Consider the following 17879-nt stretch of genomic DNA (forward strand, 5'->3'; position numbering starts at 1 on the left):
GCCCATCCGAAACCAGGACGGACAGTCTCACCGAAACCGGCTCAAGGGGGTCAAACTTGGACGCCGATCCCCCGCCTCATGGGGTCAAACTTGCACGCCGAAACACAATCAGCCCGCGAGTCAGCCTGCGCCGTATGGCGAACGGGCCCGCACGGGCGATGTTTTGCGGCGACGCGCAATCGACGAAGCTAGATATCGGCAGGCCGGGAGGCGTGCAAAAATCAGAGAATGTTCGCCGATTGGCTCGGCCGAGAACGGTTGCGCTTCCAACTTAATTGGTTCAACATTGGATCGAATTGATCGGCATTGGCTGAGCGCTGACGAGGACCTGCATGTTAATCGACGATGTCACGTTCATCCCGCTGCAGGCGCCCATCCCGTCGGGAAAAGCCTATGGCATGTCGAAGTCGCTGGCGACGGCCCGCGCGACGACATTGGTTCAGCTCAAGCTTGCAAACGGAATCGAAGGTGTCGGCGAGTGCTGGGGCATGCCGCAGGTCAACATCGCGATGCTGCCCTTGCTGAAGAGCTATCTGGTCGGCACAAATGTGCACGACATCGAGCATGCCTTCGCCTCGATGCTGGCCAGGCACTATCATTTCGGGGTGCAGGGGCCGATGACCTGGAGCATTTCCGGCATCGACATGGCGGCAAAGGACGCCGCCGGAAAGTTGCTTGGCCTCCCGGTTCATCGGCTGATCGGCGGCAAGCAGTCAGCGACGGTCCAGATCTACGCTTCCGGTGGCTATCTGACCGAGAACAGCGCGCGCGATTTCGAGCCGCAGATCGAAGCGATGGCGAAGGCTGGCCATCGCGCGGTCAAGATCAAGATCGGCGTTTCGCCCGACAATGATGAGGAGCGGGTCTCGATCGCCCGGCGCGTTCTCGGGCCGGACGTCGAAATCATGGTTGACATCAACTCCAACTATACGCTGGACTTGGCCCGGGAAAGCATCGCGCGGCTCGCGCCCTACAAGATCGGCTGGATCGAGGAGCCGCTGGCGCCACAGGATCTGGCCGGCTACGAGCTGCTGCAGCGCTGGAGTCCGGTTCCGATCGCGACCGGCGAGGCGCTCTACACCGCATTCGACTTCAAGCGATTGATCGATCGGCACGCCGTCGACGTCGTCCAGCCCGATCTGTCGCTCTGCGGTGGCTTCTGGCAGGGCAAGCAGATCGCCCAGCTGGCCTCGATGGAGCATATCCGCCTGTCGCCCCATGTCTGGGGAACGGGCGTCGGCCTCGCCGCCGCGGTCCATTTCGTTGCCTCCCTCCCTGTCTATCCGCACGCCAGCAACATTCCACGGCCGACGCTGGTCGAATACGATCTCGGCGACAATCCATTGCGCGATGCCATCCTGGTCAACCCGCTCCGGCAGAGCGGCGGGACCATCGCCGTGCCTGACGAGCCGGGTCTCGGCATCACGATCGACTGGAACGCGGTGGAACGCCATGTCGTCGGCTGAATCGGGGAGCGCTGTGATGGAGGAAGGCCTGTCCGCAGAGCGCTTAGCTGCAGAACCCGCGCAGAATGTTCTGGTCGCCGGTGGGCAGGGCTTCGTGGGGTCGCACATCGTCCGGGCGCTGGTCCGGGACGGATACCGGCCAGTGCTGTTCGGCCCGGCGATGGCTGAGGACCGGCTGGCCGATATCGCGGGGCGTTACGCCGTTTTCGAGGGCTCGATCAGCGATCGCGATGCGCTCGAGGCTGCGTTTGCGGCGTTCAAGCCCTCGCAGGCGATCTCATGCGTTGCGCACAGCGTCGGCAGGCAGGGATTGATGCGCGCCGGCGAGGCCGAGTCCGACGCTGCTTTCGAGGTCAATGTCGCGGGGCACGGAAAGCTCGTCGAGGCAGCCTGCCGTGCTGGCGTGACGCGCGTCGTCTGGGCCGGATCCAGCGTCGTCTACGGACCGACATCGGCCTATGCGCGCAGCCATGTCGACGAGACCGACGCCTCGGCGCCGACCACCGTCTACGGCCTGACCAAGCATCTCGCCGAGGAACTCTCGGCCTTCATGACGCGGCGCTATGGGGTCGAGGTCGTCAGCATGCGGCTGCCGCTCATCCTTGGCCCGGGGCTCTGGTATCAGGGCGCAGCCAGCGCCATCGCCGAAGTCTTCGCCGCGGCGCGCGAAGGCCGGCCGGCGCGCGTCACCTTCCATGATCACGCCGTCGATCTGATGCATGTCGTCGATGCCGCCGAGGCGATGCTGGCGGCGCTGATGCACCGTGGCCCCGTGCCTGTGGCGTATAATGTGAAGGGCTTTGAGGCGAGCATCAGCGATCTCGTCGCGGCCGTCAGGGTGCGTCATCCGGAGGCGGATATCGCGGTCGAGCGGATCGAGCCCGCCCTGCTGCTGCCGTTGATGGACGGCCGCCGGTTCGTCGCCGAGACCGGGTTTGCACCCCGCTATGATCTCGGCGGGCTCGTGGACGACCTTCTCGCTGGACATTCGGGAGCAGCACGATGATCGAACAGCGTCTCGTCGAACTCGGCATCGCATTGCCCGAGGCGGCGTCCCCTTCCTTCAACTATGTGCCGGTCACCCTGCATCGGGGTGTCGCCTATGTCGCCGGCCAGCTGCCCAAAGTCGACGGCGAGATCCGGGTCCGCGGCAAGGCGGGAGGGGAGATCTCCCTGGAGGCCGCGCGGGGCGAGGCCCGCATCTGCATCCTCCAGGGATTGGCCTGCCTCAGGCAGGCTCTGGGATCGCTCGACCGAATCGAGCGCGTGCTCAAGGTCACTGGCTTCGTCGCATCGGCCGCCGGCTTCAACGACCAGCCGAAAGTCCTCGACGCAGCTTCGGATCTGCTGGGCGAGATTCTGGGCGAAGCTGGCCGCCATGCGCGTTCCGCCGTCGGCGTGGCGGAGTTGCCGCGCGATGCGAGCGTCGAGATCGAACTGGTCGTCGCCTACCGCGACTGATCTTGCGGAAGGGGGAGCCGGCCAACGGGCGCCCGGCCTTCCCCTGGATTCAACGATCCGAACCGGAGCCCGGTGAGGGAGAACAACAGTGACGCGTTTCGACATCCCAGGCGCGGTCGACCGCCGGACCTTCCTGGCCTTTGGCGGTCTGGCCGTCGCCGCTGCCGTGATCGGCCCCGCCGGTGCGGCCGAGCTCTACGGGCCGAAGCCGACGGGCGCCAAGACCGGTGGCACGCTGAATATGGGCCTGCTCGTCGAGCCGCCCGGCCTCGATCCGTTCCATCAGGCGGCGGACGCCCGCATCCGCCTGACCGTACTGATTTACCAAGGCCTGTTCTACGAGAGCCCCGACGGCACGGCGATGCCGCTCCTGGCCGAGGGCTTCGATCTCTCCGGCGACCGGCTCATTTACACGGTGCGGTTGCGCAAGGGCGTCAAGTTTCACACCGGCCAGCCGATGACGGCAAAGGACGTCGCCTATAGCTACAACTACATCAGGAACCCGAAGAACGGCTCGCCGGGTGCCGGCGACTTCGCGATGATCACGGCCGTCGAGGCGGTGGATGATGCCACCGTCAGGATCACGATCTCGGCGCCGAACGCGGCTCTGCCGATGACGCTCGGCAACAAATATGGCGGCGTCGTTCCGGCCGGGTATTTCGACGATCCCGAAGCCAAGACCAAGCTGAACCAGGCGAGCGTCGGAACCGGGCCGTTCAAACTCTCGGAGTTCAAGCCGAACAGCAATGCGACGCTGGTGCGCAATCCGGATTACTGGGAACCCGGAGTGCCCTATCTGGACCGGATCAACTTCATCTTCGTGCCGAATGCCGCGAGCCTGCTGGTCGGCCTGCGCAACAAACGGATCGACATCGCGACCCTAGCCCGGCCTCAGGATGTGAAGCAGGTCGAGGGCGTCGCGGGGCTGACCGTCGAGAGGAAGCCTTCCTTCAACCAGAAGGCGATCGACCTCGGCGCCGAGCTGAAGCCGCTCGACGACGAACGGGTCCGGCGCGCCATCGCGCTCGCGGTCGACAAGGACGAGATCATGCGAGCCTCGATCGGCGGCCTCGGTAACGTGATCGGGACGATGGTCGCCGGCATGCAGGACAGCTGGGGGGCGCCGGCCGACAAGCTGGCGAACCAGAAGGTCGACATTGCCGCCGCCAAAAAGCTGCTGGCCGAAGCCGGGCATCCGGACGGCTTCGATCTCACCCTGACGACGATCATCGGCTATGACTGGATGGACGCCGCCGGCGTGATCCTGCGCGAGCAGCTCGGAAAGATCGGGATCCGGCTGGCTATCCAGCGCGTCGAGCTCGGCGTCTGGGTGAAGAACTTCCAGTCGAAGCAGATGGGGTTCACGTTCAACGACTGGGCCACGGTCCCCGATCCGAACCTGCTGTTCTACCGGCACTTCCACAAGGCGCCGGAGGGCGCGGACTTCCGGAACTGGAAGAACGACGCGGCGAGCAAGCTGCTCGACGAGGGGCGGGTCGAGAGCGACCCGGCCAAGCGGCGCGACATCTATGTGCGCTACCAGCAGGTCATGGCCGAAAGCGTACCGACCATCATGCTGTTCTCGGCCGATCACGTCGTGGTCCGCGGCCAGAAGGTGCAGAACTACGACCAGCATCCGACGGGCTGGTATTACGGCCTGGCCCGCACCTGGATCTCCTGAACCACCCACACGGCCCCCGAGCGCTCGGGGGCCATTCTTGGCGCGGCTGCCGGTCGGCCGCGCCGCCAGATCCAAGAAACGCGGATTTCTATGGGCGTCTACATTGCAAAACGATTAGCCGCGTCGGCGGTGACGGCGCTGCTCGCTTCGATCGTGGTCTTTCTCCTGGTGCGATCCGTCCCCGGTGACGTCGTCGGACAGATGCTCGGTCAGACGAGCGATCCCGTCGCCGCGAAGGCCCTGCGTGAGTTCTTCGGCCTCGACCAGCCGGTCTGGCGGCAATATGCCAGCTGGCTCGGGCGGGTTCTCGCAGGCGATTTCGGCACGAGCTGGACGCGCGGCCAACCGGTCATGGGCATGGTCGGCTCGGCGCTCGGCGTCACGATCCAGCTGGCCGCCGCCACGCTCGTCCTCGCCACGGCGATCGGGGTGCCGCTCGGGATTCTCGCGGCGATCTACGAGGGGCGAGCGCCCGACCGGATCGTGCAGGCCTTCAACCTGCTCGGGCTCGCGGCTCCGGTCTTCTGGATCGGGCTGATGCTGCTCGTCGGCATGTCCTCGAGCTTCGATTGGTCGCCGCCGCTGATGTATGTGCCGCTGCATGAATCGGTCAGCGAAAACCTGTCGATCATCGCCTTGCCGGTGCTGAGCCTGGCCCTGCTGCAGGCGGCCGCCTACAGCCAGTTCGTTCGACAGAGCATCGTTTCGGCGCTGGGACAGGACTATGTCCGCACCGCCGTCGCCAAGGGCCTGTCGACCCGGACGGTCTTCTTCCGGCACCTGCTCCGCAATATCGGCATTCCGCTCGTCACCTTCATGGGCCTGATCCTGATTCAGATCCTCGGCGGCGCGGTGATCATCGAAAGCCTGTTCGCCTTGCCCGGGCTAGGCCGGCTTCTGCTGTCCTCGATCGAGACCCGCGACTATCCCGTGCTGCAGGCAGGGCTTCTCGTCGTCGTCGTCATCGCCATGCTCGTCAATCTCGTAGTCGATCTCTCCTACCGGATCATCGATCCGCGGGTCCGGCTGAGTTAGGTCTCCGATGAACGCCTCATCTGTCGATCCCACCTTTCGCCAGCGTGTCGCGAAGCATGCACGCCGGCTGCGGCATGAACCGGACCTGTTGATCGGACTGGTTCTCTCGGGCTTCGTGTTGCTCGTCGTCTTGTTCCCGGGCCTGTTCGCCGGTCATTCGCCCTTGGCGGTGAATGTCGACCGGGCCATGGAGGCGCCGTCCGCGACGCATCTCTTCGGCACCGACGATGTCGGTCGCGACGTCCTCGCGCGGGTCGTTTACGGCGCCCGCATCACGCTTTCGATATGCGCTTCCGCGCTGGTCCTGGCGGCCTTGATCGGCGGTGCACTCGGCCTGCTGTCCGGCTTCGTCGGCGGGCGGATCGACATGCTGTTCGGCCGGCTGATCGATGTGGTTCTCAGCTTCCCGCCGATCATCTTCGGCGTGATGGTCACCGGCATATTGGGGCCGAAGACCACGAATCTGATCTTCGCGCTCACCGTGGTCTATGTGCCGCTGTTCTTCCGGATCGCCCGCTCGGGCGCCATGGCCGAAGCCGGAATGATCTATGTTGAGGCGGCCCGCAGCATGGGGTTGTCGCAAGGACGCATCCTCCTGCGGCACATCGCCCGGAACGTGCTGCCGGTGATCCTCGTCCAGTGCATGGTCCTGTTCCCGCTGGTGCTGCAGATCCAGTCGGCACTGGGCTTCCTCGGGCTCGGCGTGCAGCCGCCAACACCGGACTGGGGCGCCATCCTGCAGCAGGGCAAGGACTACATCCTGCTGGCACCCTGGATGTCGGCCTTTCCCGGGCTGGCGATCCTAATCACGGCGCTCGCGCTGATGCTCGTCGGCCGCGGCCTGCAGCGGCGGATGGACCGGCGCTAGGACATCGGACCGAAAAGCCGAGCGCGGTTTTCGCGAAGAGCCGATGCAAGACCAAGGACCTGGATCGTCGGACCGAACACGATGCTCAGTCCGACGATCCAGGGCCGGTCCCGCTCAGCTTTCGCTGACCGACATCAGGGTCCGCAGCAGATAGGTGCTGATCAGCTCGCGTGCCTTGGCCGCGTCGCGCTTCTGCAGCGCCTCGACGATCCGCGCGTTGTCCCGCGCCGCCGCTTCGCGGACGGCGCTGATCGGCAGCGGATGCCCGCCCGGGCGGCCCCAGCCGGACCTGCGCCGCGATTCGATGATCCGCTCGAACACCGAAATCAGGAAGCCGTTATGGGAGGCGCGGACTATTGCCAGATGCAGCGCGTACTTGGCTTCCTTGAACTCGTTCCAGCTGACGGCGTTGCGCAGTGCCTCGAGATAGGCGGAGAGCGCGGCAAGATCCTGCTCGCTGGCCCGTTCCGCGACCAGCTCCGCCAGCGTCGGTTCGAACATGAGACGGGCCTCGAGCAATTCGCCCAGGCTGAATTCGGGCTGCGCGGAGCGCTCCCCGGCTTCCTTCTCCTTGCTGCGCGCGACGAAGGTGCCGCGCCCGACATGCCGGATGATCAACCCTTCGTCGGCCAGCTGGTTCATGGTCTTGCGCACGGTGTTGCGCGCCGCGCCGAAGCGCGTCGCCAGGGCGCGCTCCGTCGGCAGGCGCGTGCCGGTGCGCAGCTGCCCCTCGACGATCGAGCTTCTCAGGCTCTGGTAGATGGCATCGCTATCGGAGTCCGATTTGAGCCGCGGGCTGGTCTGATCCGGTTGTCTCGCCAGATTGTCGATCATGTTTGGTCTGATTTGGTTCCGCCAATGAGATTATCGATACATCATTCGAACTCGATGTTCAAAAGTCCTGAACGGCAGCGGCTTGCACGCTCCGGCGGATCATTGGTTGCATTTGGGTAAGATTGGTTTAAACCAATGCAGCCGATATGAACGTGAGGATTCTGCCATGGGTCAGCCAGAGGGACGGACAGGAGCGCAGATCCTGGTCGACTGTCTGAGGTTGCAGGCCGCCGACCGGGTCTTCTGCGTCCCCGGTGAGAGCTACATCTCGGTCCTCGATGCCCTCCACGATGTCCGCGACGAGATCGACCTCGTCGTGTGCCGGCAGGAGGGCGGCGCGGCCAATATGGCGGAGGCGCATGGCAAGCTGACGGGGCGCCCGGGCATCTGCTTCGTCACGCGCGGGCCCGGCGCGACCAACGCCTCGATCGGCGTCCACACCGCCTTCCAGGATTCGACACCGATGATCCTGTTCATCGGCCAGGTCGGCCGGGACTTCTCGGACCGGGAAGGCTTCCAGGAGGTCGACTTCCGGGCCATGTTCGCACCCTTGGCCAAATGGGCCGCGCAGATCGAGGACGCGTCCCGCATTCCCGAATACCTTCATCGCGCCTTTCAGACGGCGATGGCCGGGAGGCCCGGCCCGGTGGTGCTCGCCCTTCCGGAGGATATGCTCGCCGAGGTCGTCGAGGCCGATCTCGATCTCGGCCGCCGCGCCGATGCCGTCGCATCCGCGGCCCATCCGGACCAGATCGAGCAGGTGATGTCGCTGCTCGCGAAGGCGCGGAAGCCGATGGTGATCGCCGGCGGCGGTGGCTGGACCGAGCAGGCGGGCCGGGATCTGGTCAGCTTCGCCAGCCGCAACCAGCTGCCGGTGGCGGTATCGCTGCGCTGCCAGGACTATCTCCCGAACCGGGAGCCGTGCTTCGTCGGTCATTTCGGCATCGGCGCCGAGCCGAGCCTTGCCAGGCGTCTCGCCGAAGCGGACCTGCTTCTCGTCCTCGGGCCGCGTCTCGGCGAGATGACGACGGCGGGATACACGCTGCTGGTACCGCCGCGCCCGCTGGGCAAGGTCCTCGTCCACGCCCATTCCGATGCGAACGAGCTCGGCCGCGTCTACCAGGCCGACCTGCCGATCCATGCGGCCGCGGGCAGCGTGGTGGCGGCGCTCGCCGCCTGCGAACCGACGGCGGAGCCGGCCTGGGCCGCCTGGACCGCCGCCTGCCGGGCAGACTACGAGGCCAGCCTCGCGCCGTCACCGCAGCCGGGTGCGGTGAATCTGGGCGAGGTCGTCGCGCAGCTCAGGGCGGCGCTGCCGAACGAGACGATCATGTGTTCGGGCGCCGGGAACTACACCGGCTGGCTCCACCGCCACTGGCCGTTCGACAGCTATCGGACACAGCTGGCGCCGACCTCCGGCGCGATGGGCTACGGCGTGCCGGCGGCCGTCGCGGCGAAGCTCGCCTTCCCGGAACGCGAGGTGGTGTCGGTGGCCGGCGACGGTTGCTTCATGATGAATGGGCAGGAGCTGGCGACGGCCGTGCAATACGACCTGAAGATCCTCTTCATCGTGGTCAATAACGGCATGTACGGCACGATCCGCATGCATCAGGAGCGTCATTACCCGACCCGGGTCAGCGGCACGGCGCTGGTCAATCCGGATTTCGTGACATTGGCGCGCGCCTATGGCCTGCACGCCGAGCGGGTCGAGCAGACCGCGGATTTCGAGGCGGCGCTGGAGCGCGCGCGCCAGGCTGCGAGCAGTGCGCTGATCGAGCTGGTGACCGACCCCGAGGCATTGTCGGTGCGCAGCACGTTGTCGAAGCTGCGCAGCGCGTCCTTGGAGCGCCTGGCGCCGGTCGCGTGAGGCGATCGACCCGGTCCGGTTTTGAGGGAAACATGTCGAACGATCCGATTTGGGCTGGGCTCAGCCCCGAGGAACACGAGTTCCAGTACAATCCGCAGGCCGCATTTCCGAACTTCAAGGATGCGCAGGCCGCGCGCGCCCCGATCAACGCTGCGGCGCTGTCGAAGCTGCTGCGCCATGCCGATCTGCCCTATGGCGATCATCCCCTGCGAAAGCTCGACATCTATCCTGCGGCGGGGGACGGCAAGGCCCCTGCCCATGTCTTCTTCCACGGCGGTTATTGGCGCGCACAGGACAAGCAGAATTTTGCCTGCGTTGCCGCACCGCTCGTCGCGGCAGGGGTCACGACCGTCGTCGTCAATTACGAGCTCTGCCCAGGATCGACCCTTAATGGCGTCGCCGAGTCCGCGCTCGCGGCGCTGGGTTGGGTGAGCCGCGAGATCGCGCGGTTCGGCGGCGATCCGGGCCGCATCAGCCTGTCCGGCCATTCCGCCGGCGCCCACCTTGTTGCCGAATGCCTTGCGCATGACTGGTCGGCAGAGGGCGTCGATCCGGGCTCGATCGTTGGCGCGGTGCTCATCAGCGGCATCTACGACCCCCGCCCCGTCATTGGCACCAGCGTCAACGCCGAGGTTCGCCTGACCGAGGACGTGGCGCGGCGCCGCGATGTCGAGCGCCGTCCAGTGCAGGTCGGTTGCCCCGCGAACCTGTTCGTCGGAGGCCTCGAGCCCTGGCTCTGGATCGACCAGACCTATCGCTACGCCCATCACCTGCACCGCAGCGGCGCGAACCCTGAGGTTCATGTCCTGCCGCGCTGGGGGCATTTCGACATTCTGAACGACCTCGTCGAAGGCGAGGGACCGATCTCGAATGCGATCCTTGGCCAGGCCCTGCGCAGACGGGACTGAGGTACTTGGCGAGGCACGGGAGGAACTGCAGACCATGAGCCGTCTCTTCAGAATGACCGCCTATGAACTTTGCTCCGACGCCGTCATCCGGATGCAACCGGACACCGTGTCGGCCATCTTCGCCCGGCAGGGCGAGGCCGTCGTGGTGGATGAACGCGTTGCCGAGGACGGCGCGGCCTTTGCCCTCGCCGGGGAGGCGCTTTCGACCTCCGGCTGTGCCTGGCTTTTCGAGCTCGGCCCCGCGGAAGCGAGGTTGCGCCGCGAGGAGGGCCTGCAGCCGATCCTGTCCCGCATCGCTACCGCGCCCGAGGGCGAGCTCATTCTGCGCATCGACCGGGTCGGCTCGGCAGCAGGTGCCCAGACGCCGGCACACCGGCATCGCGGCCCAGGAATCCGCCGGCTCGTGAGCGGGTTGCTTCACGCCGAGGTCGGTGGGCATTTCGATCGGATCGGGCCGGGCCAGGCCTGGTTCGAAAGTGGCCGCGAGGACGTCGTCGGCACCAATGTCAGCGGTGGCGACAATTCCTTCGTGCGGGTGATGTTGCTGCCGTCGGAGCTGGCCGGCGGGGTGAGTTCGTTCGTGGCGGCTTCGCCCGTCGATGCGGCAAAGCCTCGGGCCGCGCGAATCCAGATCCTGGGAGAACGGAAAATCTGACGGCGGGAACACGGTGCGGTGACCGGGCCAAATAGTGATGGCGGGACCATCGTCGGGCAAGGCCGGGGATGCGCCATCTCCAAGCCCGTTGCCGCCCCACTCCGCGCGCCATCGCCGCGAAAGGCGGCGACTGTCGAGGGTGCCATCGCCGACATGCGCAAGCGGATTTCCTCGCCCGCCCTCAGCCCGGGCACGCGAATTCCCGAGAAAGACCCGGCATTGGCCTATGGTCTGCCGCGGGCGAAGGCGCGGGAGGTGCTCGCGCCTGGCCTACACCGAAATCCTGCCGAGCCTTGGACAGGCATCCAGCCCTGGATCGACCGCTACAATCTCTGCAGACCTCACGCCGGCATCGGCCACATCAGCCCCTGGCAAAGACTGAACAACCTTCTTGGAAACGACAGTTAGGCCGAGGCCTCGCATCATTCACCAGCGCAGCCACGGCGCCTGCAGCACCGTAAGCTTGCCGAATAGCATCCCTCAAAAGATGAGGCCCACACTCCGCCAATCAACGCCGCGACCTGTACCAATCATTCTGACGACGGACCTGACGGCTATCGCCCCTGTCCCTCCGCAGCGAGGCATATGAGCGCCTGCAGCGCCATAACGCGCTCTTCATTCGCCTTGATCACGATGACCTCGAATGCGCCGAGAGAGCGCAGGCGTTCGACGATCGCATCGCGTATCCGCTCCCACCAGGTTGCCAGCAGTGAGGCTGTAGGCCAGCGCGGCATCGGCATCACCATAGACCTTGCCCTGGCTGGCCGCCGCGGAGACCGTCACCGCCCGCGGCGTGATCCCGAAATTCGAGCCGACAAAGCTCACCGCATAGTTCGCGCCAAGCGTGAGCGAGCCCTGACCGATCGCATAAGTGCCGACGTTCTCGCCGGCCGCACGGCTCAGCGCGCCGGAGAAGGTATCCGCTCCGACAAGGCTGCCAGCCGTCATCGAATAGGTCAGCGCCGTATCAACATCACCATAGGTCTTGCCGTGCCAGCCGTCGCCGAGACCGTCACCGATCATGGCGTGATCCCGAAATTCGAACCGGCATAGCTCAGCGTATAGTTCGCGTTCAGCGCCAGCGAGCCCTGGTTGATCGCGTAGTTACCGACGTTTTCGCCGGCCGCGCGGCTCAATGCACCGGAGAAAGCATCCGCTCCAACGAGGTTACCGGCCGTTACCGTATAGGCCAGCGCGGCGTCGGCATTGCCATAGACCTTGCCCTGTCCGGCCGTCGCGGAGACCGTCACAGCGCGCGGTGTGATCCCGAAATTCGAACCGGCATAGCTCAGCGTGTAGTTCGCATTCAGAGCCAACGAGCCCTGGTTGATCGCATAATTGCCGACATTCTCACCGGCTGCACGGCTGAGCGAACCGGAGAAGCTGTCGGCGAAGGCCAGGCTGCCGGCCGTCACCGTATAGGCCAGCGTCGGATCGGCATCGCCATAGGTCTTGCTCTGGCCGGCCGTCGCAGAGACCGTCACCGCGCGCGGCGTGATCCCGAAATTCGAGCCGACAAAGCTCACCGCATAGTTCGGGTTTGCCAGCGTGCCCTGGTTGATCGCGTAATTGCCGACATTCTCGCCGGCCGCGCGGCCGAGCGAACCGGAGAGGCTGTCGCCGCCCAGCAGGCTGCCCGCCGTCACCGTGTAGGCCAGCGCGGGATCGACATTGCCGTAGACCTTGCTCTGGCCGGCCGTCGCGGAGACCGTCACAGCCCGCGGCGTGATCCCGAAATTCGAGCCGACAAAGCTCACCGCATAGTTGGGGTTCGCCAGCGTACCCCGATTGATCGCGTAGTTGCCGACATTCTCACCGGCCGCGCGGCCGAGCGAACCGGAGAGCGTATCGGCTCCGACCAGACTGCCGGCCGTGACCGCATAGGTCAGGGTCGGATCGACATTGCCGTAGACTTTGCCCTGCCCGGAAGAGGCCGTCACCGTGACCGCGCGCGGCGTCACCGTCAGCAGGCCCGCGCTGTTGAAGGCGAGAGCATAACCCGTGCTCGCACTCAGCGACCCTTGCGCGACCGTGATCGCATAGGATGATCCGGCCACGCCCGCCGCGGCGGATGCGCCGGTCGAGATCACGCTCGCCGAACCGGAAACGACGCTGCCGAGCGTATCGCCGAGATACGCATTAGCGACACCGGCGTTGAGGCCCGACACGGTATAGGCCGAAGCGAGGGAAGCGGCGGCGTCGTCGCCATAGGTCTTGGCGAGATCCGTCGAGGTATAGGTCAGCGTCGGCCGGTAGGCGAAGAGATAGCGGTTGCCGGTCTGCGCCACGCTGCCGGGCGCCAGGGTGGCATAGGAGGCGTTCCAGATCGCCCGTTGGCCGCTGTCGAGATTGCCGAAGCTCGCCGTAGCCGGAGCGTCGGAATAGACCAGCCAGCGCCCGCCGCCGGTGAGCGACAAGGCCCCGGCGCCGGCATTGTTGGTGAAGGCGCCGTTGGAGGCGAGGACGACGGCATCGCCGGTGCCGCTGGCGGTCACGGTTCCGTCGAGCGTCAGGCCGCCGCTGGCCGAGCTGTTCACGGCGCTGACCTTGCCGGCCGTGACCGTGCCGAGCGTGATGGCGCCCGCAGCCGTGTTGGTCTTGCCGGCGCCGTCCCGCAGCTGGACATCGACCGTTCCGGTGCCCGCATCGACTGCCGCTCCCAGCGTGATCACGGCTGCCCCGGCATCGCGCTGGGCATCGACGACGCCATTGGCGAGGCGGTCGTTGCCGATCAGCGTCAGGTTGCCGTTGTCTGTGGTGATCGCCGCGTTGACGAGAATGCTGCGTCCGGCCTGCAAAGTGAGATGGCCGCCATTGCCCGCCGGATTATTCGCGGTGATCGCGCTGTTGACGGTGATGTCGTTGGAGGCTTGCAGGGTCAGGGCCGAGCCCGCATTGAGCTGGCGCGTGATCGCATCGCTGCGGATCGTCACGTCCTGCGCCATGACGCGGTCGAAGGTCAGCGCGTTGAGATCACCGAGGCCGACATAGACACGGCCGGATGTCGAATCGTTCGCGGAGCTTGCGATGAAGACGTCGTTCGTGTCGCCGGCCGTCCTGAAGCCGAGGGAGCTGCCGTTGGTCGAAGCGATGAGGCTGTTCGATGACGAGACCACTCCGACAGTGGCGCCCGTCGCGCCATTGCCCCAGGTCACCGCGCCCTTGTTGCCGCCCCATGTTGGGGTGCGGACGACATAGTTGCCATTGCTCAGCGCGATAACGGGTTGAATGCCGACATTGTCGCCTGCCGTCGAGCCGACGAGGCTGTTCGACGACGAGACCGCCCCCGATACGCCCGTCGCCCCGCTCCCCCAGGTCACCGCGCCCGTGTTGCCGGTCCAATTGGCCGAGCGGATGACGTAATTGCCGTTGCTCAGAGTCGTGATGCCGCCATTGCCGACGAAATTGTTCGCAGACGTTCCGGTCAGCGTCGAGATCAGCGCGCCCGTGACGGTGTCGTAGAGATAGACCGCTCCGGCCCCGTTCTGCCCGCCGATCGCGGTGCCGTGGGCCGTGACGACGGTCTTGCCGACGCCCTGAAGCTGGGCGACGTTCGAACCGAACTGGTTGTTGCCGGCACCCTGTAAGGGATCAATGAGCTGATACTGCGGATATTTCCCCGTCGCGTCGTCGATGACGATGTTCTTGGGGTCGAGCAGGACGGTGCCGCTCGTGCCCAGCGGCGCATTGACCGCGGCCGAGCCGCCGAACACCAGATCGCCCTTCGAGGAGACCTCGACCAGCCCGCCATTGCCGCCGGCCTGTCCGCCGCGCGCGCTGATCGCGCCGTAGAAATCAGTCTTTGCGCTGGACCAGACAACGACGCTGCCGCCGTTGCCGGCCTGGGTCGCGTCAGCCCGGATCGTCGTCGCGGGGCTGATCGTCGTCGTCGCGGCATGCGCCAGCGTGCCGCCGCCCTGATAGTCGCCGCCGATGCGCACGGCGCCGCCGCCGGTCGCGCCGCTGGCGTCGATGCTCGCGGCCACCAGCGCGAGGCGCTGGCCGGTCAGGGTGACCTTGCCGCCGCGCCCGGCCGAGGACGAGGCATCCTGGCGGCCGGAGGAGAAGAGATTGGGCGCATCGATGGCGATGCTGCCGCCGCCGGTCGCGCCCGACGCCAGGACCATGCCGGACGTCGTCTCGACATAGCTCTGGGCGCCACGGGCCGTGAAGGCGCCGCCCGCACCGGACGCGCCCTGGAGGTTCCAGACGCCGTAGCTGCCGATGCTGATCCCGGCGACGTCGATCGCGCCGCCGCTCGCGCCGGAGGCGTCGACCGTGCCGCTGTTGTTGACGATATCGCCCTTGAGCGCGAGCGATCCGCCCTGGCCCTGCTCACTGCGCGCCTTGACGGAGGCTCCCTTGGCGACCTCGACGACGCGGCCGGAGATTGCGACCCGGCCGGCGCCGTCACGTCCCGAGGCGGAAACGCGGCCCGCGATGCGCACGGTGCCGCCATCGCCGCCGCCCAACACGACGGAGCCGTTGCGGCCGGAAATCGAGCTGGCCGAAACCTTGCCGGACACGTTGATCGCGTCGCGCACCGCGGCCTGCGCGGTCGCCGCCTTGATCTCGACCCGGCCGCCATAAGCGGAGACCTTGCCGGACACATCGATCAACGCCTTGCCGTCGGCAGTGGTCGTGCCTGATGGCACGGCGACCTGCAGAAAACCGTCGCCGGTCGGATCGAGCGTCGCCTGTGCCGCCGCACCGAGGCCGACGCGGCCAAGCGGGACGCTGATCGTGCCACCGTTGGAGACCACGCCGCCGAGCAACCCGACGAAGCCGCCCGAACCAGCGGTGATCGCACCGTCATTCGACACCGCTGCCGGGGCCGATCCGCCATTGAATTGCAGGCGCCCGGCCATGAAATCCCGGTCCTCGATACCCAGCGTCGAGGCGACGAAGCCGCCGCCGACCTTGACCGTCCCGGTTGCGGTGATGGCGATGCCGTTCGGATTGACGAGGAAAACCTGACCATTGCCTGTGATCTGCCCGGCGATCGTGGAGGACGCCGATCCGGTCACGCGGTTCAGGATCGCCGAGGACGCCGAGGGCTGGGCGAAATGCACGCTGTTCGGCTGGCCGACGGAGAAGCCCTGCCAGTTGACGATCGCCCGCTGGGACCCCTGGGTCACCGTCATCGCGGGGCCGGATGCGCTGATCGTGACCGAACCGGCGGCGACCTGGCCACCCGTCGGCAGGGCGGTTTGCGCGGAGACCAGAGCCGTCGAGGCCAGCAGGGCGGCCGTCGTCGCCGGAGCCAGCCTCAGCCTGTTGCACCGATTCGCAGTCTTGATCGTCATCTGTCCTGCCCCCACGCGACGAATGCCCGAGACACCCACCACGATCTCCCCCACGCCCCGCCGGACGCCTATTCCCGAAAACCTTGTCGCGGCGCCCGATCGGGCGCTGCGCTCAGAACCGCACCGACACCGCCAGATTGCCGCGCCAGCCTTCGCGCTCGCCTGCGACGGTGGAGAAGCTGCGCCCAACCTCCGCGCTGATGATCGGCTTCACTGCGCCGTCGGCGACGTCCCCGGCGATGCGCAGGCCGACACCCAACGCCGCCGCGCTGATCCAGGCACGCTCGACAGCGGTCGGCATCAAGATCTCGCCGCCCACCGCTGGCGAAGAGGTAAGGCGTCAGCGTCGCGCCCCAGCCGTCCTGGGAGACACCGAACGAGCGCCCCAATTCGCCCCGCAATGTCGCGCCTTAATCAACGTTGAACGTCCCGGCCGCGAAAGCGGAAACCTGATCGAGGCCGTCGAGAGAGAACTGCTCCGAGCTCAGCATCGGCTGGTTGAACGCCCACTGCGCCCTGGCGGTCAGATCGAACTGCATCTCCCAAGGCAGCGACTGGACGACGCGCACACTTGCCGCGAGCTTGGAGAAATCAGGGTCGCCACCGAAACGCGACAGCGGAACAAGGGATGCCGCCACATCGGCCCGGTCGCGTCCGCCGAGACCTTGCGAATAGGTCGCATTCGCCTGGGTCGTCATGCCCCAGGGGAATGCCGCCCCATAGGTCGCCCCGGCTCTCAGCACCGCGTAGCGATAGCGGCTCAGGTCGACCCCGAAACCCAGAGCCTCGGTGCGCTGCCGAATGGCTTCCAGCGAAACGTCGACATTCAAGGCCTGCGTGCGCGTGCGGATCAGCGGATAGGAACTGCGCAGGGCCAGGCGCTCGAATGTCCCCCGGGTCGCGGGAGCTCCCGGCAGCGGGGTCGGCTGCGTCTGGCTATGGGTGTATTCCGGGTTGATGGTCCAGCCATCGGAGCCCAGCGGAATGACGGCACCGCCACCGAACAGCCGGAGCCTGGCCTCGGCGCCGAAAGCCTGCCCGAGATCGGTGCCGGAACCGACCGCACCGTAAAACTGCTCGCCGAAGCCGAAGGGGCTGTTCAGCGCGAAATTGCCGTTGAGCTGCCAGCGGCCGAAACTGGCATCGAGCCGGTTGTCGAGACCGATGCTGCCGCTCAGCAGGCGGTGCGTGCCTTCCAGCACGAGCCGCGTTCCACCGTCACGCTGGCCGCGCATCAGCGTGCTCTTCAGCCGGACGCCCGGTGTGTCGCCGGCGATCAGCAGGCGGCGCTCGATCTCGGCGAGCGTCAGGCGCGGCACCCCGACGAGGCTCGCCGTTCGGCCCGCGACGACAGCACGAACCCGCTCGGGAACACCCGAAACGTCCACGGCTTCGATCTGGCCGTCGATCACCAGCAGGCGGATCGGGCCGCCGTCGCGCAGATGCTGCGGCGGCAGGACGACGCGGGCCAGGACATAGCCCGCAGCCGCATAGACCTGCTCGACCGCATTGGCGAAAGCATAGATGTCCGCGACGCTGACCCGCCGCCCCTCGACACGCGGCAGCAAGGCCCGCGTCGCCTCCGCGAGGCCGGGGAAGCCCCCCTCGACAGCGACGCGTCCGACCCTGACATGAAGCCGCTCCGCACCTGTCGGCGCCCGCAGCTCCGGCATTGCCGGCAAAGCAATGCCGCCTCCTGCACCCAGCGTCGAAGGGCGCAAAGTCTCCGGCGTGACCTGACTCGGAGCAATCTGCGCAACAACCAATGACGGCAGGGTCATCGGCAGGAGCACGATGA

Annotated in this window: 14 protein-coding genes; 9 read left to right on the forward strand and 5 right to left on the reverse strand. The window is 66.6% G+C overall.

Annotated elements, in window-relative coordinates:
• Positions 1 to 332: 332 nt before the first annotated feature.
• The 6 genes from ACODTJ_RS07140 to ACODTJ_RS07165 all read left to right on the forward strand — a co-directional run bounded on the left by ACODTJ_RS07140 (position 333) and on the right by ACODTJ_RS07165 (position 6511).
• Complete coding sequence (locus ACODTJ_RS07140; RefSeq protein WP_488847988.1) at positions 333 to 1466, forward strand: mandelate racemase/muconate lactonizing enzyme family protein; 1134 nt, start codon at positions 333 to 335, stop codon at positions 1464 to 1466.
• Between the two features lie 16 nt (positions 1467 to 1482).
• Positions 1483 to 2472, forward strand: coding sequence for an NAD-dependent epimerase/dehydratase family protein (locus ACODTJ_RS07145; RefSeq protein ID WP_488847990.1), 990 nt, complete (start codon positions 1483 to 1485; stop codon positions 2470 to 2472).
• A complete protein-coding gene (locus ACODTJ_RS07150) occupies positions 2469 to 2927 on the forward strand; it encodes a RidA family protein (protein ID WP_454654926.1) in 459 nt (152 codons plus the stop codon). The genes ACODTJ_RS07145 and ACODTJ_RS07150 overlap by 4 nt, the downstream gene beginning before the upstream one ends.
• A gap of 88 nt (positions 2928 to 3015) precedes the next feature.
• Positions 3016 to 4608, forward strand: a complete 1593-nt coding sequence (locus tag ACODTJ_RS07155; RefSeq protein WP_454654924.1) for an ABC transporter substrate-binding protein — start codon at positions 3016 to 3018, stop codon at positions 4606 to 4608.
• Positions 4609 to 4698: 90 nt separating this feature from the next.
• Positions 4699 to 5643 (forward strand): ABC transporter permease, encoded by a 945-nt coding sequence (locus tag ACODTJ_RS07160; RefSeq protein WP_454654922.1) that lies wholly within the window; start codon positions 4699 to 4701, stop codon positions 5641 to 5643.
• An 88-nt stretch (positions 5644 to 5731) separates the two neighbouring features.
• Entirely contained in the window at positions 5732 to 6511 is a 780-nt protein-coding gene (locus tag ACODTJ_RS07165; RefSeq protein WP_454654921.1) for an ABC transporter permease, read from the forward strand.
• A gap of 114 nt (positions 6512 to 6625) precedes the next feature.
• Here the strand turns inward: ACODTJ_RS07165 and ACODTJ_RS07170 are convergent, their stop codons facing one another.
• Positions 6626 to 7345: a FadR/GntR family transcriptional regulator gene (locus ACODTJ_RS07170; RefSeq protein WP_488847996.1), complete on the reverse strand. Its 720-nt coding sequence runs from the start codon at positions 7343 to 7345 to the stop codon at positions 6626 to 6628.
• A 166-nt stretch (positions 7346 to 7511) separates the two neighbouring features.
• On the opposite strand from ACODTJ_RS07170, the gene ACODTJ_RS07175 reads away from it, so the two are divergent.
• From ACODTJ_RS07175 to ACODTJ_RS07185, 3 genes are read left to right on the forward strand one after another with little or no spacing between them, the layout of a single operon-like run.
• Complete coding sequence (locus ACODTJ_RS07175) at positions 7512 to 9212, forward strand: thiamine pyrophosphate-binding protein (RefSeq protein WP_454654918.1); 1701 nt, start codon at positions 7512 to 7514, stop codon at positions 9210 to 9212.
• A gap of 32 nt (positions 9213 to 9244) precedes the next feature.
• Positions 9245 to 10120 (forward strand): alpha/beta hydrolase, encoded by an 876-nt coding sequence (locus ACODTJ_RS07180; RefSeq protein WP_488847999.1) that lies wholly within the window; start codon positions 9245 to 9247, stop codon positions 10118 to 10120.
• A gap of 34 nt (positions 10121 to 10154) precedes the next feature.
• A complete protein-coding gene (locus ACODTJ_RS07185) occupies positions 10155 to 10775 on the forward strand; it encodes a cupin domain-containing protein (protein WP_454654914.1) in 621 nt (206 codons plus the stop codon).
• Between the two features lie 615 nt (positions 10776 to 11390).
• Here ACODTJ_RS07185 and ACODTJ_RS07190 read toward each other — a convergent pair.
• The 4 genes from ACODTJ_RS07190 to ACODTJ_RS07205 form a co-directional block, all read right to left on the reverse strand.
• Positions 11391 to 11798 (reverse strand): MBG domain-containing protein, encoded by a 408-nt coding sequence (locus ACODTJ_RS07190; protein ID WP_488848001.1) that lies wholly within the window; start codon positions 11796 to 11798, stop codon positions 11391 to 11393.
• The gene (locus tag ACODTJ_RS07195) at positions 11795 to 16081 is read right to left on the reverse strand and encodes a beta strand repeat-containing protein (protein WP_454654912.1); all 4287 of its coding nucleotides are present in this window, start codon (positions 16079 to 16081) and stop codon (positions 11795 to 11797) included. The genes ACODTJ_RS07190 and ACODTJ_RS07195 overlap by 4 nt, the downstream gene beginning before the upstream one ends.
• A gap of 112 nt (positions 16082 to 16193) precedes the next feature.
• Positions 16194 to 16382: a hypothetical protein gene (locus ACODTJ_RS07200; RefSeq protein ID WP_454654911.1), complete on the reverse strand. Its 189-nt coding sequence runs from the start codon at positions 16380 to 16382 to the stop codon at positions 16194 to 16196.
• 109 nt (positions 16383 to 16491) lie between these two features.
• Positions 16492 to 17754: a ShlB/FhaC/HecB family hemolysin secretion/activation protein gene (locus ACODTJ_RS07205; protein WP_454658933.1), complete on the reverse strand. Its 1263-nt coding sequence runs from the start codon at positions 17752 to 17754 to the stop codon at positions 16492 to 16494.
• Positions 17755 to 17879 lie beyond the last annotated feature (125 nt).

The organism is Allobosea sp. FG18, assembly GCF_057809495.1.

Coding starts and splice junctions, on each gene's coding strand:
- ACODTJ_RS07140 (WP_488847988.1), top strand. CDS start 333: ATGTTAATCGACGATGTCACGTTCATCCCGCTGCAGGCGCCCATCCCG.
- ACODTJ_RS07145 (WP_488847990.1), top strand. CDS start 1,483: ATGGAGGAAGGCCTGTCCGCAGAGCGCTTAGCTGCAGAACCCGCGCAG.
- ACODTJ_RS07150 (WP_454654926.1), top strand. CDS start 2,469: ATGATCGAACAGCGTCTCGTCGAACTCGGCATCGCATTGCCCGAGGCG.
- ACODTJ_RS07160 (WP_454654922.1), top strand. CDS start 4,699: ATGGGCGTCTACATTGCAAAACGATTAGCCGCGTCGGCGGTGACGGCG.
- ACODTJ_RS07170 (WP_488847996.1), bottom strand. CDS start 7,345: ATGATCGACAATCTGGCGAGACAACCGGATCAGACCAGCCCGCGGCTC.
- ACODTJ_RS07175 (WP_454654918.1), top strand. CDS start 7,512: ATGGGTCAGCCAGAGGGACGGACAGGAGCGCAGATCCTGGTCGACTGT.
- ACODTJ_RS07180 (WP_488847999.1), top strand. CDS start 9,245: ATGTCGAACGATCCGATTTGGGCTGGGCTCAGCCCCGAGGAACACGAG.
- ACODTJ_RS07185 (WP_454654914.1), top strand. CDS start 10,155: ATGAGCCGTCTCTTCAGAATGACCGCCTATGAACTTTGCTCCGACGCC.
- ACODTJ_RS07190 (WP_488848001.1), bottom strand. CDS start 11,798: ATGATCGGTGACGGTCTCGGCGACGGCTGGCACGGCAAGACCTATGGT.
- ACODTJ_RS07195 (WP_454654912.1), bottom strand. CDS start 16,081: ATGACGATCAAGACTGCGAATCGGTGCAACAGGCTGAGGCTGGCTCCG.
- ACODTJ_RS07200 (WP_454654911.1), bottom strand. CDS start 16,382: ATGCCGACCGCTGTCGAGCGTGCCTGGATCAGCGCGGCGGCGTTGGGT.
- ACODTJ_RS07205 (WP_454658933.1), bottom strand. CDS start 17,754: ATGCCGGAGCTGCGGGCGCCGACAGGTGCGGAGCGGCTTCATGTCAGG.